The sequence below is a fragment of the Citrobacter braakii genome (assembly GCF_009648935.1).
Classification (GTDB): domain Bacteria; phylum Pseudomonadota; class Gammaproteobacteria; order Enterobacterales; family Enterobacteriaceae; genus Citrobacter; species Citrobacter braakii.
The window spans coordinates 2,812,043-2,834,285 of sequence record NZ_CP045771.1 but is presented as its reverse complement, the minus strand read 5'-3'; the positions used below and the strand labels follow the sequence as shown (position 1 = coordinate 2,834,285).

Below are 22,243 nucleotides of genomic sequence, written 5' to 3'. Positions count from 1 at the left end.
GCCCGGTTTTTTGTTGTCAGAATAAAACTGCTTTAGGATTACTGTGCTTTGGCTTTGTAACCGCGCAGCGCATTTTGCCCCAGCACGATCCCGGCACCAATCATCCCGCCGAGCAGAATCGCCAGCACCAGGGTGATTGCTTTTTTCGGACTGTCACGACGAATCGGTAACGTTGGTTTCAACACATAGCGGTAGGAGTGCAGTTTTGCCTTTTCAAGATTTAACGCCTCAATGTCCAGTAGGTTTTGCTTGGTCTGGTAGTAATTACCAGAGAAGATCAAGGGACGAGTCGCTTCGTGTTCAATCATTGATTTCAGTGCATCACTGCCCAGCAGTAGCATACTGTCCTGCGTGACATCCTGAGTTTGCTGAATTTGTGGCTTAATTACACCAGCCTGTTCTGCATAACGCAAAGCTTCCTGTATTTGCTTAATTCGCAAATCTTTTTGCTCCTGAGCAACCGCTTCCTGAGTTTTCAGAGAATCTTGCAGCGTAGCTGTTTGCAACTTGACATTATCAGCAAGATCAAGCTCCAGTTCTTTGGCAACCTTTTCATCTGTTTGTTGAATATATTCAGCAAGTTGACGCTGAGCATCTTCTGGGGAAGCACCAACATAAGAAACCGCTAACGGCAGTTGTTGGCCTTTTACAGACTGCTCAATCGACAGTTTTTCCGGTTTTTCCTGATTATCCAGCGTTTCCGCCAATGCAGAGAAAGAGGTACTGAAACGACCAATAACGTTTGTCTGAAGTTCAGTCACCTTAGGCGCGCTGGCACCATACAACACATTGAGTGCGTTGTTATACGTGGCAATCTGTCCAACATCCGGTTGAGTGATAATCGCTGTAGAGGTCCATTTCTCTTTAGCAACCGCTAAATAACCGACAGCACAGGCAATAGCAATAACGATAGCAACAATAATCGTCAATTTCCCACGCCACAGCTGCATCAATAAATCAATCAGATCAATCTGCTCCGGATCGTTACTGCGCCCGGATACGTTGTTATCACTCACAGACATAGATATCCTAAATGAGGAAAGACTAAAACTGGCATTAGTTTAGTCATAAATATGTTTAATGCCATAGGATTATTGATAAAAAAAACAGATTATTTAAGTGATTTTAATTGGCATTTTAATCACTACTGAAAAAAAGAAGTGGTTTACTAAAAGTGTCAATACTCTGGGTTCCTACTCTGAGCAAAATATCGAACGAAAGGTTAAATAGTAGTCAACGGGCATGCCTAACGCTTCCGTACGTTATTCACTCGCCCCCCGATGCATATGCAGACTCAAATCTCACAGGATTTCTAAACATACTGGGAGGTTGTCGCCATAACAAAATTCAGTATTCACTCTATGCATCCTCCTGTCCGATATATGGCCTGAATCGCAAAATGCCTTTATCTACGGCTGATTCCGTCGATCACCCCGTATCTCTGTATGCGGTAACCTAAAAAAGCCAACGAACTGATGGCCCATACTTATTCCCATTTGTATGGATTGCCCACCACCGGCCTAAGTTTCTTTACCGTGTACGGCCCTTGGGGTCGCCCGGATATGGCGCTGTTCAAGTTCACCAAAGCGATGCTGGAAGGGAAAAGTATTGACGTTTTTAACTACAACAAAATGAAGCGTGATTTCACCTATATTGATGATATCGCCGAAGCAGTCATTCGCCTGCAGGATGTCATTTCGCAAGCAGACGAGCAGTGGACCGTTGAAACAGGAACACCAGCGGCCAGCATTGCACCATATCGGGTTTACAATATCGGTAATAGCTCACCGGTTGAGTTAATGGACTACATCCAAGCCCTTGAAGATGCACTGGGCATTGAAGCTACGAAAAATATGCTACCGCTACAACCTGGCGATGTACTGGAAACCAGCGCAGAGACTAAAGCACAGTAGTGATATTATTGTTTTTGCGTCTGAAACAACAGTTAAAGTTGTGGTTAAGAACTTTGTTGACTGGCACCGTGATTGCTACAAAGTTTAATCACTGACCTGATTAAAACAAAAAGGCCTTTTATAAGGCCTTTTTTATGGAGATGAGATTAATCACTACCAAACAAATCGCGGGTATATACTTTATCGGCGACATCAGCTAATTCTGACACCATGCGGTTAGAAATAATAATATCTGCTTCATTTTTGAACGCATTAAGATCACGAACCACCCGAGAGTGGAAAAATTCATTTTCCTCGATGACGGGCTCATAAATAATTACGGTAACCCCCTTGGCTTTTATGCGCTTCATGATTCCCTGAATAGAGGATGCTCGGAAATTATCGGAGCCACTTTTCATGATCAAACGATACACGCCAACCACTTTAGGTTTACGCGCAAGAATAGAGTCTGCAATAAAGTCTTTGCGCGTGCGGTTGGCATCGACAATCGCGCCAATGATATTATTCGGCACAGAAGCATAGTTTGCCAGCAACTGCTTAGTATCTTTCGGCAGGCAATAGCCACCATAACCAAATGACGGGTTGTTGTAATGATTACCGATACGCGGATCCAGACACACCCCTTCGATAATCTGGCGTGAGTTCAGACCAAGGCTTTCTGCATAGCTATCCAGTTCATTAAAATAGGCCACGCGTAACGCCAGATAAGTATTAGCAAAAAGTTTGATTGCTTCCGCTTCAGTCGAGTCGGTAAATAACGTTGGGATGTCCTTTTTCACCGCGCCTTCCTGCAGCAACGCGGCAAAATGCTCGGCGCGTTCGGAACGTTCACCAATAACGATACGAGACGGATGCAGGTTGTCGTATAGCGCTTTACCCTCACGCAGGAATTCGGGGGAAAAGATGATATTGTCTGAGCTATATTTTTGACGCATTGATTGAGTAAAACCGACAGGAACTGTCGATTTTATTATCATTAAGGCATCTGGATTTATTTCAATAACATCCAGTATGACTGACTCGACGCTGCTAGTATCAAAGTAATTAGTTTTAGGATCGTAATCTGTTGGGGTTGCAATAATGACAAATTCTGCGCTCTGATAAGCGTAGTGTTTGTCTAGTGTAGCTTCGAATTTTATATCTTTTAATTGCAGAAACTGTTCAATTTCTTGATCAACTATCGGAGATATCCGATTATTTAGCATCTCGACACGTGAAGGAACAATGTCCAGAGCAATGACCTCATGATGTTGGGCGATAAGAAGACTATTTGACAGACCAACATACCCAGTACCAGAAATGGTAATTTTCATTTCATGCTCTCAGTATTATCTTAATATTTAATCATGATGTCGTACATCTTGATAAGAGGGTAATGTTTTAACGTTTTTTTGAATATTAGGTCAACGAAAGTTAAAACAATTCAGATTTTCTTTATCAGAGTACGCTAGAAATATTAAGTAAAGATTAAGCAATCAACTTAAATCAATAAAATTTGAGATAAAAAAAAGCCCGGTCAAAAAACCGGGCCAGTTCACGTCAGAAGACTTACTCCATCCATTCGGTGTGGAATACACCTTCTTTATCAGTGCGTTTATACGTATGTGCGCCAAAGTAGTCACGCTGGGCCTGGATCAGGTTAGCCGGCAGTACCGCAGAACGGTAGCTGTCATAGTACGCTACCGCTGCAGAGAAAGTCGGAACCGGAATACCGTTCTGCACAGCGTAAGCCACTACATCACGCAGCGCTTGCTGATATTCATCAGCGATATTTTTGAAGTACGGCGCCAATAGCAGGTTTGCGATACCTTTGTTTTCAGCATAGGCGTCGGTGATTTTCTGCAGGAACTGTGCACGAATGATACAGCCAGCACGGAAGATCTTCGCGATTTCACCGTAGTTCAGATCCCAGTTGTATTCGTCAGACGCGGCACGCAGTTGAGAGAAACCTTGTGCATAGGAGACGATTTTGCCCAGGTACAGCGCACGGCGCACTTTCTCAACGAACTCAGCTTTATCGCCCGCCAGCTTAGCCTGCGGACCAGAAAGTACTTTAGATGCCGCAACACGCTGGTCTTTCAGAGAAGAGATGTAACGCGCAAACACGGACTCAGTGATCAGAGACAGCGGTTCCCCCAGATCCAGAGAGCTCTGGCTGGTCCATTTACCGGTGCCTTTGTTCGCGGCTTCATCCAGAATCACATCAACCAGGTATTTACCCTCTTCATCTTTTTTGGTGAAGATGTCTTTGGTGATGTCAATCAGGTAGCTGCTCAACTCACCTTCATTCCACTCGGTAAAAGTAGTAGCCAGCTCTTCGTTAGACAGGTTCAGACCGCCTTTCAACAGGGAATAGGCTTCAGCAATCAGCTGCATATCGCCATATTCAATACCGTTGTGCACCATCTTCACGTAGTGACCTGCGCCGTCAGCACCAATATAGGTTACGCACGGTTCACCATCTTCAGCTACTGCAGCAATCTTAGTAAGGATCGGTGCAACCAACTCATACGCTTCTTTCTGGCCGCCAGGCATGATAGAAGGACCTTTCAAGGCACCCTCTTCACCGCCGGAAACACCAGTACCGATGAAGTTAAAGCCTTCGGCGGACAGTTCACGGTTACGACGGATAGTGTCCTGGAAGAAGGTGTTACCGCCATCAATGATGATGTCGCCTTTATCCAGATACGGCTTCAGGGAATCGATGGCAGCATCGGTGCCAGCACCCGCTTTCACCATTAACAGGATACGACGTGGGGTTTCAAGAGACTCGACGAACTCCTGTACCGTGTAGTACGGAACCAGTTTCTTACCCGAGTTCTCGGCAACAACTTCTTCAGTTTTCTCGCGGGAGCGGTTGAAGATGGAGACGGTATAACCACGGCTTTCGATGTTGAGCGCCAGGTTGCGCCCCATCACTGCCATACCGACGACGCCGATCTGTTGCTTGGACATTACATACTCCTGTCAGGTGTGGTCACCGCGCGACGTATGCACGGCTTGAATGATTTCTAAATATTAACGCATTCTTCCCTAAAACAATACGAGAAATATATGGTTTTATAATCTAAGCAGATATATACAGATAAAATGTTGTGCTTAAATAACCACATCAATCACTAAGTATTTCATAGAAGTCATGGGTTATTGCTCTTGCACCAAACCCCTCTTTTTGAGAGATTAATCCTTCATTTAAGACTAAGCCTTGTTCTTCATTTGATATTCCAAAATCAAAATATCGCATATCCACGTATCTATTTTTTACTAAATGATCTATTAAGCCATCGAGTGCGCCCATGCTGCGACCAAGTTCAGTGTTAAAAAGATACTGAGTATGTACAGTATTTTGAACTTCGAATATAACTGCACCAGCTAATATCACATTATTATAAATTGAACTATAGAATTTAATCGATGCTGGAAAATTATTCTTTAATTTTTCTATTTCGTCATAACTATGAACGGGCCTAACGCCATGCCTCTCAAATAAAACCATCTCTAAAATGGTCCAAAAACATTTAACATCAGATATTTCTTCATAAACCAAGCCATTTTCCTGCGTTTTTTTTACAATCCATTTTCTTCCCTTAGAGTACTTAATTTGATTTTTTAGATCTATTGCAGAACTGACATCTCTCCTTAATAACTTTGCATTTATTCTAAACAGCGCATATAAATCCTCGTCAGCAGGCATAGTATGATAGATGTATGGTATTCTTTTATAAATAACCTTATCTACCCCAATGTCTTTAATATAGTTTTTTAAGTATTTAAAAACATTAATAACATCAACTTGCTTTATTGATGGCTTTACCAGCAAACCGCCAAAAGTTAGCCCTTGATGAGAAAATAAAGTCTTACCTTCTATATTTGCTGGCAATAATGCAATCAATGTATTCTTATCATCATATATTAATAAAGAATGATCTGTAAATCTATCAGCATGATAATCCATATAATCACGGAGGAAAAAGAAATGGCCATTCTTGGCAAGTTTAACAAATTCATCCCACAATATTTTATCATCAAAAGAGTATTTTTTTATATTCATATCATAGTATCCTTAAAACCATTTCAATCGAATCTTCATTTTCTTTTTCAAGAATAAAACCTTCTCGATGATAAGCTCGAATTGCTCGTTTATTCCCTTTAATTACTTTCAAGTAAATATAATCTATTTCATTCTCTTTGGCTTTTTCTAAAATGTATAACTTCATTTCTTTAAATAAACCTTTGCCCCAATAGTCTTTATTCCCTATATAGCCAAAGTACTCCCCTTTTCCGTGCTTAATATTTTTTAATCCAAGCACACCTATCGGTAACTTATCGACCTCGACCCCCCAGATTAAATAATCCTTTCGGGGTAATGATTCGTAGAAAATTTGCTGCTGACTTTTGGTGAAAGGAGGGGTGTTTGTCAGAATTCTGATCTCTTCATCTTGCAACCATTCCCATGATTTATTCAGATAAATTTCATCAAAATCAACGAATTTAATTTCAGTCATATATAGAGTCTCTAAATAAATGACAAGATTTATCGATAAGATAATAAAAATCATGACGAATATAAATAATAATCTAATTCGATTCTGATAGAGATTTGTATAGTGATAACCAGTCTTCAGAAATTTTATCCAATGAAAAATTATCCAATATTTTTTTTCGTGATTTTTTACCAAGAGCTAAACGTTCAGTATCATTCAATGATAAAACACTTTTAAGGTTCTCTATATATCTAGCATTATCATCTATAGGTGATATATAGCCACAATCATCAATTATTTCCCTAACTCCGCCACAATCAGTAGATACAACTAATTTTTCGCAACTCATTGCTTCACATATAACTAAAGGCATTCCTTCCCATTTTGATGTCAACACGAAGACATCCGCTGCTGACATCCATTGTTTAATATCAAAAGAAGTTCCCAGCATAAATACAGAATCTTGAATATTTAAAGATTTTATTTGTAACTGTAAGTTCTCGCTTAATTCCCCTGCACCAATTATTGCTAATTTAGTGTTAGGAAATTCATTTTTAACAGCCGAAAAGCAATTCAATAGCATGGAATGATTCTTTGCTTCAGTAAGACGGCCGACTGATAGTAGCAATACATCCTCATTATGGATATTTAGCTTTTCTCTATAATCAACTCTATCTATAAGCGAGGGGGAAAAATTATCACAATTAATCCCATTATACTGTACTATCATTTTTTTATCATATGAAGCTTTTGATTTTAAAAAAGCTTCTACACTGGCCTTGCTTACATTTGTACTAATAGTTGCCAAAAAATCAGTAACTCTATACAAAGTCATCCAGAGGACATTACCCTCGTATGTATTATGCGCCGTTGATATCAATACTTTAATGTTAGTACTCAACCGCATTAATCTGCAAAAAATATTAGCATGAAGCATATGCGAATGTACAACATCAGGAGAAAACCGTTTAATTATCGATCTTACTTTCACATATGTTGTAAATAAAGAAAAAAAGTTCTTCTGCATATTAAAAGAATAAATTCTAATGTTATTGCTTATAGGTTTAATTTGAGAGGAACCTGTCAGACTAATTATAATTACTTCATTTTCTTTTTGTTCATATACATCAGCTAAATCGCAAACTTGCTTTTCAGCACCTCCAACACCCAAACCAGTAGTAACTAAACAAATTTTCATGTAATCACCGAGAACTTATTTTATATAAAATAACAAAAATAAATAAAAACAATATTGCAAAAGGGGAAAAAATAGAAACACCAGCGCTAGTTATGAAAGAGAAATTATAAACAGAAAAATACCCATAAAAAGCAAGGACAGTCGGTTCTTTTCTTTTTCGTAAGAAAAATATGTATGTAAATGCACCATAACCAGCAAGTAAAATCGTTACTAAAATCGTTCCAATCCACCCCCCAGCAGCCCAAGCATCCATTACATAAAGTCCATTAATATTTTTAACAACTCCAGCATTATATAAGTCTGTCAAATAATATTCCGCTAGTTGCTCTGCGATGATTTTTGATTGATCAATGCCAAATATTCCAGAGTAAATTCTTGGGAATATGTTGTACCCTAAGTCAAAAGGCTTATACTCGCCAAAATACTGGATGCTAAGAAAGACTCCTGATATCTGCTGTATAAAAATTCTATTAACTACATTTATAAGAGAGTCAATAGCATTTGACTGTTGATATAAAATAGAATACAACGCAACCAACAAAATCATAACAAATGTAAGCAGGAAAGCCAATTTAAATAAACCGATCTTTTTATTATTTTTAAGCATGGAAACAAAGAAAAGCGCTAATATTAGATATATTATGGGAGCCTTTTCAGTTTGAATAAAACAGAAAAGCAAACATATAAAGCATGCTATATATTTTTTTAATTTACTCTCATGCACAAAGAAATACAAGGCAACTATTATTGATGTTTCATAGAGGAATTTTTTAACAAAAAAAATGTAAGCACTTGAATTAAAAGCCTCAATTCGTGCTTCATATACCTCGCTAAAGTCTTTTCCGTGAATCAATAAAGCTAACGGAACACTTTTATTTATGAATAGGAAATATACCAAACCGCAAATGCACAGTACCAATAGACAATCAAAAAAAATCGTTATTTTTTTCTCATTTTTTGAAAAAGTGAATTTTTTCTCCTTGAAATGTTTATATATCAAGCCGTTTGCATTATTAAATAATGTTAAGAAAAATAACAAACATAAGCAATAGATTGTGAAATTTGTAGATATAACTAATAAAGCATATTCTTTTATTTCGCTATTAATATAATAGCTTGGTATATCGAAAAAATCATCAGACCAAGTTATTATAAAAGCTCCAACTATTGATAATATAAAATAGTAGAGATAAATATTAAAAGTTATGTTATTTATTTCATTTATGGATGGGGGGGCAAATTTGAATATAAATACCATACCTAAACAGCATAAAAGAAATGAAAGAAATATCATCACAATTCAACTTTTTTAATAATTGTTTTAATTATAGCTGGTTTAATTAATAGAATCACTGGATATATTAAATCTACCAACTTATTTCTTCTATTTTTAGCCAATTTAATAATGAAAAACATTAGCCGATACCAGAGTTGCTTCCTGATACGAACAAGTTTTCTCTTCTTCAATTTTGGAAATACAACTTCCTCTTCAAATTTCATGAGATCATTAAAATACTTTAAATTCACTATATTTTTTTTACTCCTGCTTATTGAATCATCCACTCTATAATAAACTGTAACATTATCCACAAAGTCCAATTTAACTCCGTTTTGTAAAAATTTTATCCACAAAGGGTAATCTTCAAGCATAGCATATCGTTCATCAACGAAGCCTATCTGTATTAATGCCTGTCTATTAATAAATGTAGTTGGTGCACCCGATATATTACTCTCGTACAGAGATTTCAGTTGATTGTCAAAATTGGAGCATAATACCTCAATATCGTATTTATTTGGTAATACACTGTTAGTTAAAATACCGTTTTTCATAATCTGCATTTTAGAAAAAAGGACGGAGCAGTCATTACTTATTGCATAATCAATATTATTTTTAATGCAATCCATATGCAATACATCGTCTGCTGCAATTGACTTTATCCATGCCCCAGTACATAACCTCCAAGCCTTATTGCAATTAATTGCAACGCCACGATTTTCGGTTAGAAAACTCAAAATAACTGAATGGAATGCATCACTATGTATTTCTATCCATTTATAGATTATATCTCTCGTACGATCCGTTGAAAAATCATCAGCAAATATAATTTCAATCTTAGAAAGATCATATGATTGATTAAGTATACTATTCAACGTTTCATGAATAGTAGTTTGTGAATTGTAACTTACTACAACTACACTAATTATCATAATATTCACAATCTATATAGAGTCTAATAAAAAATGGGAGTGTCATTTTTATTTCTGTTGAAGTAAATCAATAGAAAAGAAAATAAAAAATAAAAAAAGTAATTAAGTACATAAGCAAATGATGCACCGATGGTGCCATATTGTTTAACAAAAACAAATGCTAACAATACAAATAGTGCGCCGAATAAAATTTCTGAAAAGATAAATGTTTTTGTCATTCCTTTTGAGATCATAACATATGCGTAAACCCAACTTATTATTTTTAATATATCTCCTATTAATTGTACAGGAAAAAACATACGGGCGACTTGAAAATCTTTAGTAAATAATAATGAAATTATTGTATCTCTCAACAAAAAAATCATCAATGAACAACAACATACAATTGGGAATATCAGCAAAGCCGTTTTATTTACTTCATTAAATATTTCAACATTATTTTTTAATGTAGTAAGTCTGGGAAGAAAATACGTCCCAAGGGCTAATGTGATTACCAGGAGATAGGTTTCCGATATCTTCCAAACAGCCTGCCAATAACCAGCTTCGCTCCACCCTGAATAATGAATGATAATATTCCTAATAAGGATTAAAGATATTGGTGCAATCACCGCACTTGTGATGGCCATTAAGATGTACCCACCAATACCACGCATATAATACCGATGAGCTTTTCCCCATACATTTTTCCAGAAAAACCATTTTTGCTGATTTATAAAACCCGCCATAACCATTCCGACTATAGCGTATTGAATTGCAACAGCAACTAATGCTCCACTGATCCCTTTTAAAAAAATTAGAGCAACCATAACTAATGTTGATATAAAAGTTGATAGCAAACCTAAAAGCACATAAATCTTATATTTTTGGAATCCATTAAGGATCGATATAATAAATGTACCTAATGCACCGAACGGAAGTGCTAATGCTGTAACAATGATGATCCATGTATATTCTGAATTACCTAATATATTTTTCGCGAGATAAGGAGAAATAATTAGTACCATTGGGATCAAAATAGATATAAGTATGACTCCCCATCTTATACTAGCTCGCCACCACGGAATACAATCATCAATTCCATTATCTAAATTTTCAGCTGTATATCTGACCACTCCACTACCAACTGGAGCATTAACAATTCCATTAAGGCCAGTGACTATGCTTTGTATTTGCCCCAATAGAACCATGCCTGTAGGGCCAGTATATACAGCCACTATTTTTGCAATGATAAAACCAGCAATCATTTTAAACAACGTCAACACGCCAGTAAAAAATGTTACAGCTAACAGTCGTCTCATTTTTTAAAGCCATTAACAGACTTTATGACATAATCAATCTCGTCTTTACTCATCGTCGGATCCATGGGCAAAGACAAGATACTCTTATGAATTGCTTCTGAGATTGGCAATGACAAGCTATTTAATTCTTTATATGCGTTTTGTTTATGTATAGGTGTAGGGTAATGAATCAAAGTCTCTATATTTTTGTCAGATAAATATTGCTGTAACTCATTTCTAAATTCTGATTTTATAACATATAAATGCCATACATTTTCAGTTCTATTTTTATTCTCAGGTAATTGAATAAATTTGTTTTTTATTTCTCTATTGTAACGTTCGGCAATCATTTGTCTTAAAGCAATATCTTCATCAAGATATTTGAGCTTAACATTCAGCATAGCTGCTTGCATTTCATCCAATCGACTATTGACACCCTTAAAATCATGTTTGTATTTTTGTGATGAACCATAATTTCTAATAGCTGAAATACAAGCAGCTAATTCACTATCATTTGTAGTAATAGCACCTGCATCACCCAGTGCCCCTAAATTTTTCCCCGGATAAAAGCTAAATGCAGCAGCATCACCTAAAGCACCAGCTTTAATACCGTTGTAACTAACACCATGACCTTGTGCACAATCTTCTAAAACTAAAAGATGGTGTTCTTTCGCAAAATCATTAATTAACGACATTTCGGCCACACGTCCATACAAATGAACGGGTAATATAACCTTAGTTTTGTGAGTAATCGATTTTTTCAGGTTTTTTGGATCAAGGTTATTTGTTATTGGATCAGGCTCAACCAATATTGGAGTTAACCCGGCTTCCGTAATAGCTAGTACAGATGCAATAAAGGTATTAGCTGGTACAATAACCTCGTCACCAGCATTCAACTTCCCTAACTCTTTCCATGCTTTGAGAACTAAAACTAACGCATCCAATCCATTTGCAACGCCGATACAATGCTTGACACCACAATATTTAGCATATGAATTCTCAAAAGCATTTAATTCTTTTCCATTAATATACCAGCCAGAATCCAAAACAGATTTACAAGCATTAAATAAATCGGTTAAATATCTTTCATTAATTCTTTTCAGGTTCAAAAATTGAATATTCATTTTAGCCTACACTTTTATAGAGACGAAAAAAAACGAACGACAACACCATCATCAAATTTGGATTATTTTTTTAAACTCAAGATAATCGTTAATATAATCATCCTTATCATAAATATCACTTGCCAAGACTAATAACACACAATCTTTTGTAAAACTATGCATTTCTCGCCAGCAAATCGTATCAATTAATATTCCTTTATTAGGTGAATCTAAAACAATAACTTTCTTTCCATGACTATTTTCGAGAATTAGGGTCACTGCCCCGCTGAGTGCAATAATAACTTGTTTCAGCTTTTTATGGGCATGAAACCCTCTAGGCAAACTATCATTAGCACCATATATATAATATATTCGTTTAATTTCAAAAGGGATGTTTTTGTTACCTTCTAATGAAATCAAACTGCCTCGTTTATCGCCATTTATTTTAAACTCAATTAATTTCATTTTATCTACTGAACCACCAATTTCATTCCCCAATAAAAAATTACATTCATTTTTAATTATTAAGTTTCAGTAAATAATTTCCATAGGCATTTTTCCCCAATAGTTTACCTCTTCTCAATAATTCTGAATCAGAGAGCCAGCCATTTCTCCATGCGATCTCTTCAGGACACGCAACCATCATTCCTTGTCTTTTTTGCACTGTTTCAACGAAGCTGCCTGCTTCAATTAAGCTATCGTGTGTACCGGTATCAAGCCATGCAAAACCGCGACCTAAGAGCTCTACAGTCAAAGATTGGTTTTTGAGATATACTTCATTAACTGTTGTGATCTCAAGCTCACCTCTTGCTGAGGGCTTTATTGATTTAGCAATATTAATTACACTATTATCATAAAAATAAAGACCAGTTACAGCCCAATTTGATTTCGGATAAATTGGTTTCTCTTCTATACTTAATGCTTTAAATTTATCATCGAATTCCACCACTCCAAATCGTTCAGGGTCCATAACCTGATATCCAAAAACTGTAGCTCCTGATTTTCTTTCGGCTGCCGCTCGAAGTTTTGGAGTAAACCCCTGTCCAAAAAATATATTATCACCCAACACAAGGCAAACTGAATCCTGCCCAATAAATTGTTCACCAATGAAAAATGCCTGTGCCAAACCATCTGGACTTGGCTGTATAGCATAGGTAAGGTTGATACCAAACTGACCTCCATCTCCCAAAAGCCGGATAAATCCTTGTTGGTCTTCTGGCGTGGTAATAATTAAAATATCTTGTATCCCTGCTAGCATTAAAACTGATAAGGGATAGTAGATCATTGGCTTATCATATACAGGAAGCAGCTGTTTAGATATTCCCATCGTAATTGGGTATAATCGGGTTCCTGAACCACCGGCTAAAATAATACCTTTCATGTCATTCTAATCCTAAGCGTTCACGTTGGTAGCTACCATCCTGCACTCGGCGGCACCATTCAGTATTATTTAAATACCAATTAATAGTTTGACGAATACCAGTCTCAAAAGTTTCTAACGGTTTCCAACCCAGTTCACAGCTAATTTTGTCCGCATCAATCGCATAGCGGCGATCGTGTCCAGGACGGTCAGTCACATAAGTAATTAGCTCACGGTAAGAGACTTCTTTAGGTACGATCTCGTCAAGTAGGTCACAAATAGTGTGCACTACATCGAGGTTTTTCTTTTCGTTATATCCACCTATATTGTAGGTCTCACCTGTTTTACCCTGAGTGACAACCGTATAGAGTGCGCGAGCATGATCTTCAACATATAACCAGTCGCGAATCTGATCCCCCTTACCATAAATAGGTAAAGGTTTACCTTCCAGTGCATTAAGGATCACCAGCGGAATCAACTTTTCCGGGAAGTGATACGGGCCGTAGTTATTGGAGCAGTTCGTGACAATAATAGGAAGACCGTAAGTGCGTAACCACGCACGAACTAAATGATCGCTGGACGCTTTCGAGGCGGAATAAGGACTGCTAGGTTCATATGCCGTTTTCTCGGTAAACAACGGCAGCCCTTCGCTATTTTCTACTTCATCAGGATGTGGCAAATCACCATAGACCTCATCAGTCGAGATATGATGGAAGCGAAATACCTTTTTGGCGCTCTCGTCTAATTTGGACCAATAAATACGCGCTGCTTCCAGTAGGACATAAGTGCCTACAATGTTCGTCTCGATAAAAGCAGCAGGTCCAGTAATTGAGCGGTCTACATGGCTTTCTGCCGCAAGATGCATCACTGCATCAGGTTTATGCGTCGCAAAAATGCGATCCATTGTCGTTTGGTCGCAGATATCCGCATGCTCAAAATAATAGCGTTCGCAATCACTGACTTCGTGAAGAGACTCAAGATTACCAGCGTAAGTCAATTTATCTACGTTGATAACAATATCCTGAGTGTTTTTAATAATATGGCGAACTACAGCAGACCCGATAAATCCCGCACCACCAGTTACTAATATTTTCATTATTTAAATTTCTTTCTGTTGATGAGTTATGACTCTAATATTAGTTTCTTATAAGAATTAGAATAGCTATTGAAATCAAATTTATTCTTTTCTAGCTGGGCTGCAGCCAGGTAACTTTCATATTTATCAAAAATATCTAACAATCCTTTTTCAATTTCATCCATAACATTAGATACAACTATTCCATTTTTATCGATTAATTCTTTACATCCGCCAACATCGCTAATCAAAATAGGAATACCTGCAGTGTGGGCTTCTAAACCAGACATTGGTAATCCTTCGCTGTCAGATATTAGAGCAAAAAGATCATAATTTGCATAACTATCAAAGCTATTTATTTCACCAAGAAAGTTAATGTTAGCACATCCCTTAAAATTATCTTTTAATGCTTCTAAATAATCGCCACCACCAACAACATCCAATTTAATATCTGGATGTTTTCTTACAACCTCTGCCAGAAGTTCTGGTCTTTTAGGATGGGTTAACCTGCCAACAAATACAATTCTTTTATTATTAAAGTGATTATCTTTGCATTTCATTTTTGGGATTGAATTAGTCAATGTTACTATTTTATTTTGCCTAATCCCAATGATACCCCGAGCTTTTTCCTCATCGCTTTTTGATACACACCAAATTACATCAGTAAAGTGAGAAAGATATTTTTCAATTTTAATAAATAAAAATTTTAACACACCACCATTATATATGCATGACCATCCATGCGAAACATAAATACACCTAAACCCGGAAAATAACTTAGCCATTCTGGAATAAATTCCAGCATTTGCAGAACTGGCTATCATAACTTTTATTTTTTTATTTTTAATATATTTTAGAAGACTAAAATACCCTGTAAGGCTAAAATGTTTTTTTAACTGAGGAAGTATCAGGACTTTATCAAAATTTCCCTGTTCAGTTAGCCATCCTTCTTCCGACGTTATTAAGTGAACAGAACAATCGCTCCTCACTAATTTCATCATTTCGTTTGTCCAAGTCTGAGCCCCGCCGATCTCAGCTTTGGTCACAATAAATGCAACATTTTTCATAAGTTATTCAATTTTAGGGTTTTGAAGAGTTACAACGGCTGCGTGAATTGGCAACGTCTCAAGTTATCTCATTTTCTCATCTAAGAGAATGCTACCGCCCCTGGCTCAAAAGCTACCAGTGCACTACATTAGTCCCATATCTGTGTTAAGGCCAATTGGCCGCTTCAAATCTGACTGCTAATTGTCTTACCAAACGATGGCAGAAACAAGAGTAAACACCAAGCTATCATTACTATTTTTACTAGCATAACAGTTTGTTTTTTATATGAAAACCAAAAAACAAAACGGCAATGACATCTCAAATTATAGCCACTGCTACATTTCAAGGGTTCACTGCCGTGTTTAATTTATGAATAACCCTTTGGTCGAAGTTACAACTTATTCGCTCAGTAACTTCTCGATGCTCTTGCGAAACCTCGGCCCTTCTTTCAAGTTACGCAGGCCGTACTTAACAAACGCCTGCATATACCCCATCTTCTTCCCGCAGTCGTAGCTGTCGCCCGTCATCAGCATCGCATCAACAGACTGTTTTTTAGCCAATTCCGCAATAGCATCCGTCAACTGAATACGTCCCCAGGCACCTGGTTGGGTATGCTCTAATTCTGCCCAAATATCAGCAGACAGCACATAGCGGCCTACGGCCATCAGATCGGAATCAAGAGTCTGCGGTTGGTCAGGTTTTTCAATAAATTCAACGATGCGGCTGACTTTACCTTCGTTGTCCAAAGGCTCTTTGGTCTGAATAACAGAGTACTCAGAAAGATCGCCTTCCATACGCTTGGCCAGTACCTGGCTGCGCCCGGTTTCATTGAAACGAGCCACCATGGCAGCGAGGTTGTAACGCAGCGGATCTGCACTTGCAGTATCCAAAACGACGTCTGGTAATACCACAACAAACGGGTTGTCCCCAACAATTGGGCGAGCACAAAGAATGGAATGACCCAGACCCAGCAGCTGAGCCTGACGAACATTCATAATTGTCACGCCCGGAGGACAGATAGACTGCACCTCAGCTAATAACTGGCGCTTAACACGCTGCTCAAGCAACGATTCCAGTTCGTAAGAGGTGTCGAAGTGGTTCTCAACCGCGTTCTTAGACGCGTGAGTCACCAGAACGATTTCTTTGATACCTGCAGCTACAATTTCGTCGACAATGTATTGAATCATCGGCTTGTCTACGATCGGCAGCATCTCTTTAGGGATTGCCTTCGTGGCAGGCAACATATGCATCCCTAGCCCTGCTACCGGGATAACTGCTTTCAAATTAGTCATTCTCTCTCCTACCTCCAAACGGCTGATAAAGTATAGACTTTAGCCGTACGTTAGCCAGTATTGCTGGCTCCATCCTCAACACGAAATAACCCGGTTAAGGTAAACCGAATGCAAACTCTACACTTCACCAGCACCGAGGTGAACTCGGATTCCTCGGAAACAAACTCATCTCGTCAATTTTATAACATTTCCGAAAAATCGTAGTTAACTATGCCCCAGACAATCTACAAACACCAATCACTCAGAGACAAACGTAATGTCATCTTTCTTATCATGCAGAAACTCATATTTTAAAGTGCGATCCAGTCCCTGGGACAATGTGTAAGGAGCGACAAAACCAGAGGAATGGACTTTTGTTGCATCAAACTGTGTGGTGGCACAGAACTTCTTCACGCGCACAGAACTGACAGCATATTTTTTGCCTGTCACTTTTCCCAAAATATCAAAGCAATAGCCACCTAACATGCCTAAAGCGTAAGGTAAGTGTGCTGAGGGGATTTTTTTACTTAAGCTCTGTTCAACTTCTGTAACCAGTTGATTCATATTGAGATCAGGTTTATCAACGTAATTATAAACCTCATAACCAGCTGTCACATTCTTCAGTTTATACTTGATAAACTCAACAATATTGCCTACATAAGCCATTGATTTATAATTCGTACCAGCTCCAACCATCATAAACTTACCGCCAGCGATCTGCTTCAGCAGATTATAAACGTTGCCGCGGTTGCGTTCGCCAAAGATAACCGTCGGGCGGATAATGGTCAGCGAACGTTCATCTGGAGCTTTGGCATGCCATTCACGTAGAACTTCTTCTGCCTGCCACTTACTTTTACCGTAATGGTTGAAGGGATCGTGAGGATGATTTTCATCAGGGTTGGTTTTGTTCAGGCCATAAACCGCAACAGAACTGGTGAAAATGATGTTCTTTACATCATTTTTCTCCATAGCGGCCAATACATTGCGAGTCCCCTGAACATTCACATCATAGTAGAGTGAAGTAGGACTGACATCATCACGGTGTTCAGCCGCTAACAAAACGACGGTATCATAGCCTGAGAGCGCCTGATCCAGGGCTTGTTGGTCGCGAACATCGCCAATCTGCGTAATTTGTGGGTAGAAATGGCTCTGTTGTTTATCAAGATTCTTGATTTCAAAATCTGTAATCGCCGTTTCCAGGAGTCTGGTACCCACGAATCCGGATGCACCGATGAGCAAAACTTTATCGTTCATAAATCACTTTGTCTGTTCGTAACACAAGAAACATATGATAAAGATGAGCGTCTTCCCTGAGTAGTCAATGCTGCCCAGTCCCAGCTTTAACAGTAATTGTGTGATTATAATCTTTTAGCCAATGATATCCAGTAAGATTATAGTGAGGTTATCCCCCACGTCCCGGGAGTCGAAAATTCACCGCTTCGACATTCACCACCTGATGGTTTACCCGGTCGATGTCAACTGAGGTTTGCCCGGTTTCGTTTACCGCATGAACATTCGCCAGCGAGAGTAACGTGTCCTGTTTAGCCATAAACTTGCCGCGCACATCCTGACGGAGATCGAAGTGCATCTTGAGTGCGGGTCCCGTCGCGGATTGCTGCATAACCCTGATGTTACGTAAAAAAAGGTGCTGTGGTTGGTTATGCAACTCAAGCGTGGCATGCTTCATCTCCACGTTGGTGATCGCCACAAATGAAGTCGCATTACCAGAGGAGATCTGAATACCGCGCAATTTGTATTCACGTTTCGTATTATCCAGATGAATATTATTTAACTTAAAGTTTTGTGGAATGGATAAATAACGCCCTTTGATTACGCCGTAACCAATGAGCATACCTGCGCTATTCTCCATATTGATATTATCAATTACGAAATTATCACATCCGTAAATAGCGACCGTCGCATTATCAATGCCCGCTTTCTTACTATAATCCGGGGTGATATTCCGCGCGGTAATATTACGAATAATAAAGTGTTTGCCGTTCTCCACATGGACTAACTGTCGGCAGTCGCTACCGGTGATGTTCGCTACCACAAAGTTTTTTACCGCCAGTTCATCGGGATAGGTATTGTCATAGGTACTCCCCGCCAGACCGATGCCGATGCCCCAGTTCACGTTGCCGTTGGTACAGTTGATACGTTCAATGACATGGTCAGAAATGAGGATATTGCTGTCGTTTATCGCCACATTCCACTCGATAGCATCACCCTGTAAATCGCTAAAACGGCTGTTCGTGATCTTTACGCCGTCCATTCGATTATGAAAACCCTGACGCAAAATGCCATAGTTAGCACGCGTGACGGTAATATCATCGATAGTCAGATTACGCATCAGCCTCGAGGTTTTACCGCCGATATAGATTTGCGTCACCGGACCGAAACCGCTCATGGCAATCCCTTTTATCACACAGTCCGACCCCCGCACATCGAGGGTAACGTTCCTCAGGCTCCCGCCCTGCTCGCCCATCACCTTGCATCCATCCTGCAGAACAAAGCGCCCACGGCCATTGCCGCTTATTCGCCCTTGCAGGAATAGCGTTTTGCCTGGCGGGATAACGATGGCGGTATTGAGATCCTTACATTCCAGCCCTGTTGGTACGACGACCGTTTGTCCTTCTTTGAACGCCTGCCTGAAAGAGGCCACCCAATCCTGTGGGTTGTAATCCTGAATGTTGACGCTGCCCGGTGATTCTAGCGCCCGAACAACGGGAGAATGCAGCACGACAAGCGCAGAGCCTGCCGTCAGAAAAGTACGGCGTGAGAGTTTTTTCTCTGACATACAACCTCGATTTACATCGTTTGCAGCAGACTGGCTAACTGTTTATTGATCGCTAACTGATTAAATTCAGTTGCAATTTTTTCTCGCGCGCACTGCACAATCGGCTGCACCTGCTCACTGTCGAGCAGGCTAAATGCCGCTAATCGCTCGGCCAGCGCCTGCGCATCGTTTTCCGGTGCCAGCCAGCCAGACTTGCCCGACTCGACCAGTTCAGGGATCCCACTATGGACGGTGGAAATCACCGGGATCCCCACCGCCATCGCCTCCATCAGCGCCACCGGGATCCCCTCCATATCGCCATCCCTTCCGGTGATCGACGGCAGCAAAAAGACATCCGCCTGCTCAAGCATTTCCTTCACCTGATGGCTGGGTTTAAAGCCAGGCATCTCAATCACATCATCAAGTTGATATTGCTCAATTAGCGTACGCAGACGACGCTCCCAGGGGCCAATGCCAAGGATGCGATAACGGAATGCAACGCCCTGCTCTTTCAACTGACGACAGGCTTCGATGGCGACGTGCAGTCCTTTTTTCTCAGTTAACCTGGCGACAGAGATAATCTCCAGCGGTGCGGCTGGCGATTTCAACTGGCGGGGCGTAAAGCGCGTCATATCGATTCCCATGCGCGAGACCGCGATTTTCTGCGGCGGGCACCCCATATTTTTTAAACGTCCGGCCCAGAGGTTGCTGATGGGTAACATCAAATCCCCACGTTCAAACAGTTGCTGATATTCAGGGGTGTAGTGGGCAAGCACATCCCGATGCGAAACATCAATGCCGTGAAATACCGTGGCGATTTTGCCGCGGATCATCCCAAGCTCACGCAGTTTGGCGGCCGTTACACCTGCGGGTCCAAAATGAGCGATAAACACATCCGCTTCAAACGCCCGCGGGTTCGCGCCACAAATGGCCGCCAAAATCAGATTGCGCGCCTCATCGCCATAGCGTGAAACATTCAGAGCTTTCCAGGTGGCTGAGCGGGTAATACCGCGCAGGGCCGCCACTGCCCTATACTTAAGCTTCGCCAGTTTGCTGTTCGGCTCATTCAGTAACCAGCGCGTTTTTTCACCCAGACGGTAGGTATTAAATGAAGCATGGGTATTTTCAAGATCGCCCTTGTGCAACGCGACAATTTCCACGTCGTAGCCCATGTCGATAAATGCGGTAATCTGATTGAGTACAAAGGTCTCGGATGAGAGCGGAAATTTAAGCAGGAAAAAGCCAACCTTCATTTTTCCCCCTCAATACGCGTTAAAACCGATTGCACCATGTTCACCCCACGTTCACGCTCACGCCTAACCGCGTCGCCGAGACGTATGTTCAGCTCAGGTAGCTGTCCGAGAGCATCGGCGACCTTCCCTTCCAGGCTGCCATCGAGCAGATGGCGAATATCGACGGCCATCTCTGCTAACCCCAGTTGTTGCATGATCCCTGCCGATTTATGCTCATAATTAATGGCGATGGCTGGCGTCATAAAATTCATCGAGATGATGGCCGAGTGTAAACGAGTCCCCACCGTCAGATCGCATGCAGCCAAAATTTTCCCCATCTCCAGGTCGTTGAGTTCATCCATCACCACGTGATAACGGCCCGGGTCGTTAACATACTGGCTCAGGTTCAACGCCACCATACGGTCATCTTTGTTGTAACTATCAATACCGGTACAGGTTGACAGCGCTATCACCTGGTAACCTTCATCAAGGATGCGGTTCACTACCCCAGCAAAAGCTTGCTCATAGGCCTGCTGCGTTGTCCCCAGACGCTTATCAAAAGGAGTCAGCTCACGCAGAGTAATGGCAACGGTCTTCTGTTTTGCCGCCATGTGTAACCAGTGCTGTACGGCATAACCAGGCTCATAATCCTCATCATGGTTATTTACCAGCCAGGCGGTATCTACCCCGGTTTCGACTTTATCCGTGTTTATTGCACTGTGCTTCATCAGATCCAGACTGACGGATTCACGCAAAATCAACGCATTACAGTGTCCAAAAACGTAGTTCGCCAGTTGATTAAACTGTTCATCCTGGAATGGCCCCACGCTGTGGCCAATCATGTACAGCGGTTTTTTCGCCATAAACGTACACAGGGCATGTTCAAACTGCGGTACGCCATACAGATCGACAAAAAACGATCCGCCAACCTGGATAATGGCGTCGTAGCGCGACAGCAGACGAACAAAATCGGTAAACCCCTGGGCGATCGCGATATTGCGCAGATTACCGGAATCGGTGACACGCGAGAGTAGCACCTGATGCTGATAGCGACGACGCAGCACCTTCTTCACGCGTCCCATGACGCCCGCGACGTTATTGTGTTGCTTCATCTGCGAATACAGCGGATCGCCCATCACCGGGCGGTTCAGCAACCACGAAGAACTCACCGGATAACGGCTCATAACATCCACTTCAGTCTCAGGACGCAACGCGTTAATGGCATCCAGCAAACCGCGCAGAATCGCGCTATCCCCACGGTTCCCACAGGTATGGTTGCCTAAAATTAATAGTTTCATT

Annotated in this window: 19 protein-coding genes and 1 pseudogene; 1 reads left to right on the top strand and 19 read right to left on the bottom strand. The window is 40.3% G+C overall.

Annotated elements, in window-relative coordinates; genetic code table 11:
- Positions 1-38: 38 nt before the first annotated feature.
- Positions 39-1,022: an LPS O-antigen chain length determinant protein WzzB gene (wzzB, locus tag GFC06_RS13045; protein WP_153690241.1), complete on the bottom strand. Its 984-nt coding sequence runs from the start codon at positions 1,020-1,022 to the stop codon at positions 39-41.
- A 229-nt stretch (positions 1,023-1,251) separates the two neighbouring features.
- On the opposite strand from wzzB, the pseudogene GFC06_RS13040 reads away from it, so the two are divergent.
- Positions 1,252-2,001 (top strand): annotated as a pseudogene (locus GFC06_RS13040) (NAD-dependent epimerase/dehydratase family protein); the annotation flags it as partial.
- Between the two features lie 58 nt (positions 2,002-2,059).
- Here GFC06_RS13040 and ugd read toward each other — a convergent pair.
- The 18 genes from ugd to wcaK all read right to left on the bottom strand — a co-directional run bounded on the left by ugd (position 2,060) and on the right by wcaK (position 22,242).
- The gene (ugd, locus tag GFC06_RS13035) at positions 2,060-3,226 is read right to left on the bottom strand and encodes a UDP-glucose 6-dehydrogenase (RefSeq protein ID WP_153690240.1); all 1,167 of its coding nucleotides are present in this window, start codon (positions 3,224-3,226) and stop codon (positions 2,060-2,062) included.
- A 235-nt stretch (positions 3,227-3,461) separates the two neighbouring features.
- A complete protein-coding gene (gndA, locus tag GFC06_RS13030; protein ID WP_153690239.1) occupies positions 3,462-4,868 on the bottom strand; it encodes an NADP-dependent phosphogluconate dehydrogenase in 1,407 nt (468 codons plus the stop codon).
- 157 nt (positions 4,869-5,025) lie between these two features.
- Positions 5,026-5,964 carry a GNAT family N-acetyltransferase gene (locus GFC06_RS13025; protein WP_153690238.1) on the bottom strand — a complete coding sequence of 313 codons (939 nt, stop codon included), beginning with the start codon at positions 5,962-5,964 and terminating at the stop codon, positions 5,026-5,028.
- 1 nt (position 5,965) lies between these two features.
- Positions 5,966-6,418, bottom strand: a complete 453-nt coding sequence (locus GFC06_RS13020; protein ID WP_153690237.1) for a GNAT family N-acetyltransferase — start codon at positions 6,416-6,418, stop codon at positions 5,966-5,968.
- A 73-nt stretch (positions 6,419-6,491) separates the two neighbouring features.
- Positions 6,492-7,595: a glycosyltransferase gene (locus GFC06_RS13015; RefSeq protein WP_153690236.1), complete on the bottom strand. Its 1,104-nt coding sequence runs from the start codon at positions 7,593-7,595 to the stop codon at positions 6,492-6,494.
- Positions 7,596-7,599: 4 nt separating this feature from the next.
- The gene (locus GFC06_RS13010; protein ID WP_228522560.1) at positions 7,600-8,889 is read right to left on the bottom strand and encodes an O-antigen polymerase; all 1,290 of its coding nucleotides are present in this window, start codon (positions 8,887-8,889) and stop codon (positions 7,600-7,602) included.
- Positions 8,889-9,803, bottom strand: a complete 915-nt coding sequence (locus GFC06_RS13005; protein WP_153690234.1) for a glycosyltransferase family 2 protein — start codon at positions 9,801-9,803, stop codon at positions 8,889-8,891. The genes GFC06_RS13010 and GFC06_RS13005 overlap by 1 nt, the downstream gene beginning before the upstream one ends.
- A 23-nt stretch (positions 9,804-9,826) precedes the next feature.
- The gene (locus GFC06_RS13000; RefSeq protein WP_153690233.1) at positions 9,827-11,101 is read right to left on the bottom strand and encodes an O-antigen translocase; all 1,275 of its coding nucleotides are present in this window, start codon (positions 11,099-11,101) and stop codon (positions 9,827-9,829) included.
- Positions 11,098-12,204 carry a DegT/DnrJ/EryC1/StrS family aminotransferase gene (locus GFC06_RS12995; RefSeq protein ID WP_153690232.1) on the bottom strand — a complete coding sequence of 369 codons (1,107 nt, stop codon included), beginning with the start codon at positions 12,202-12,204 and terminating at the stop codon, positions 11,098-11,100. The genes GFC06_RS13000 and GFC06_RS12995 overlap by 4 nt, the downstream gene beginning before the upstream one ends.
- A gap of 51 nt (positions 12,205-12,255) precedes the next feature.
- Positions 12,256-12,648 (bottom strand): sugar 3,4-ketoisomerase, encoded by a 393-nt coding sequence (locus tag GFC06_RS12990; protein ID WP_153690231.1) that lies wholly within the window; start codon positions 12,646-12,648, stop codon positions 12,256-12,258.
- A gap of 52 nt (positions 12,649-12,700) precedes the next feature.
- Positions 12,701-13,564, bottom strand: coding sequence for a glucose-1-phosphate thymidylyltransferase RfbA (gene rfbA, locus GFC06_RS12985; protein WP_153690230.1), 864 nt, complete (start codon positions 13,562-13,564; stop codon positions 12,701-12,703).
- Position 13,565: 1 nt separating this feature from the next.
- A complete protein-coding gene (gene rfbB, locus GFC06_RS12980; RefSeq protein WP_153690229.1) occupies positions 13,566-14,639 on the bottom strand; it encodes a dTDP-glucose 4,6-dehydratase in 1,074 nt (357 codons plus the stop codon).
- Between the two features lie 26 nt (positions 14,640-14,665).
- Positions 14,666-15,685: a glycosyltransferase gene (locus tag GFC06_RS12975; RefSeq protein WP_153690228.1), complete on the bottom strand. Its 1,020-nt coding sequence runs from the start codon at positions 15,683-15,685 to the stop codon at positions 14,666-14,668.
- Between the two features lie 378 nt (positions 15,686-16,063).
- Positions 16,064-16,957, bottom strand: a complete 894-nt coding sequence (galF, locus tag GFC06_RS12970; RefSeq protein ID WP_153690227.1) for a UTP--glucose-1-phosphate uridylyltransferase GalF — start codon at positions 16,955-16,957, stop codon at positions 16,064-16,066.
- Positions 16,958-17,194: 237 nt separating this feature from the next.
- Complete coding sequence (locus GFC06_RS12965; protein ID WP_049281939.1) at positions 17,195-18,190, bottom strand: SDR family oxidoreductase; 996 nt, start codon at positions 18,188-18,190, stop codon at positions 17,195-17,197.
- Between the two features lie 148 nt (positions 18,191-18,338).
- Positions 18,339-19,733, bottom strand: coding sequence for a colanic acid biosynthesis protein WcaM (gene wcaM / locus GFC06_RS12960; RefSeq protein WP_153690226.1), 1,395 nt, complete (start codon positions 19,731-19,733; stop codon positions 18,339-18,341).
- An 11-nt stretch (positions 19,734-19,744) separates the two neighbouring features.
- The gene (gene wcaL / locus GFC06_RS12955; RefSeq protein ID WP_019077128.1) at positions 19,745-20,965 is read right to left on the bottom strand and encodes a colanic acid biosynthesis glycosyltransferase WcaL; all 1,221 of its coding nucleotides are present in this window, start codon (positions 20,963-20,965) and stop codon (positions 19,745-19,747) included.
- Complete coding sequence (gene wcaK, locus GFC06_RS12950; protein WP_153690225.1) at positions 20,962-22,242, bottom strand: colanic acid biosynthesis pyruvyl transferase WcaK; 1,281 nt, start codon at positions 22,240-22,242, stop codon at positions 20,962-20,964. The genes wcaL and wcaK overlap by 4 nt, the downstream gene beginning before the upstream one ends.
- Position 22,243: the final 1 nt, after the last annotated feature.

Excerpts from the sequence above, each read along its gene's own strand:
- gndA (WP_153690239.1), bottom strand. The coding sequence starts at position 4,868 with ATGTCCAAGCAACAGATCGGCGTCGTCGGTATGGCAGTGATGGGGCGC.
- GFC06_RS13005 (WP_153690234.1), bottom strand. The coding sequence starts at position 9,803 with ATGATAATTAGTGTAGTTGTAGTAAGTTACAATTCACAAACTACTATT.
- GFC06_RS13015 (WP_153690236.1), bottom strand. The coding sequence starts at position 7,595 with ATGAAAATTTGTTTAGTTACTACTGGTTTGGGTGTTGGAGGTGCTGAA.
- wcaM (WP_153690226.1), bottom strand. The coding sequence starts at position 19,733 with ATGTCAGAGAAAAAACTCTCACGCCGTACTTTTCTGACGGCAGGCTCT.
- wcaL (WP_019077128.1), bottom strand. The coding sequence starts at position 20,965 with ATGAAGGTTGGCTTTTTCCTGCTTAAATTTCCGCTCTCATCCGAGACC.
- GFC06_RS13010 (WP_228522560.1), bottom strand. The coding sequence starts at position 8,889 with ATGATATTTCTTTCATTTCTTTTATGCTGTTTAGGTATGGTATTTATA.
- GFC06_RS12990 (WP_153690231.1), bottom strand. The coding sequence starts at position 12,648 with ATGAAATTAATTGAGTTTAAAATAAATGGCGATAAACGAGGCAGTTTG.
- wzzB (WP_153690241.1), bottom strand. The coding sequence starts at position 1,022 with ATGTCTGTGAGTGATAACAACGTATCCGGGCGCAGTAACGATCCGGAG.
- GFC06_RS13000 (WP_153690233.1), bottom strand. The coding sequence starts at position 11,101 with ATGAGACGACTGTTAGCTGTAACATTTTTTACTGGCGTGTTGACGTTG.
- GFC06_RS13025 (WP_153690238.1), bottom strand. The coding sequence starts at position 5,964 with ATGAATATAAAAAAATACTCTTTTGATGATAAAATATTGTGGGATGAA.
- wcaK (WP_153690225.1), bottom strand. The coding sequence starts at position 22,242 with ATGAAACTATTAATTTTAGGCAACCATACCTGTGGGAACCGTGGGGAT.
- GFC06_RS13020 (WP_153690237.1), bottom strand. The coding sequence starts at position 6,418 with ATGACTGAAATTAAATTCGTTGATTTTGATGAAATTTATCTGAATAAA.
- galF (WP_153690227.1), bottom strand. The coding sequence starts at position 16,957 with ATGACTAATTTGAAAGCAGTTATCCCGGTAGCAGGGCTAGGGATGCAT.
- ugd (WP_153690240.1), bottom strand. The coding sequence starts at position 3,226 with ATGAAAATTACCATTTCTGGTACTGGGTATGTTGGTCTGTCAAATAGT.
- GFC06_RS12995 (WP_153690232.1), bottom strand. The coding sequence starts at position 12,204 with ATGAATATTCAATTTTTGAACCTGAAAAGAATTAATGAAAGATATTTA.
- GFC06_RS12965 (WP_049281939.1), bottom strand. The coding sequence starts at position 18,190 with ATGAACGATAAAGTTTTGCTCATCGGTGCATCCGGATTCGTGGGTACC.
- GFC06_RS12975 (WP_153690228.1), bottom strand. The coding sequence starts at position 15,685 with ATGAAAAATGTTGCATTTATTGTGACCAAAGCTGAGATCGGCGGGGCT.
- rfbB (WP_153690229.1), bottom strand. The coding sequence starts at position 14,639 with ATGAAAATATTAGTAACTGGTGGTGCGGGATTTATCGGGTCTGCTGTA.
- rfbA (WP_153690230.1), bottom strand. The coding sequence starts at position 13,564 with ATGAAAGGTATTATTTTAGCCGGTGGTTCAGGAACCCGATTATACCCA.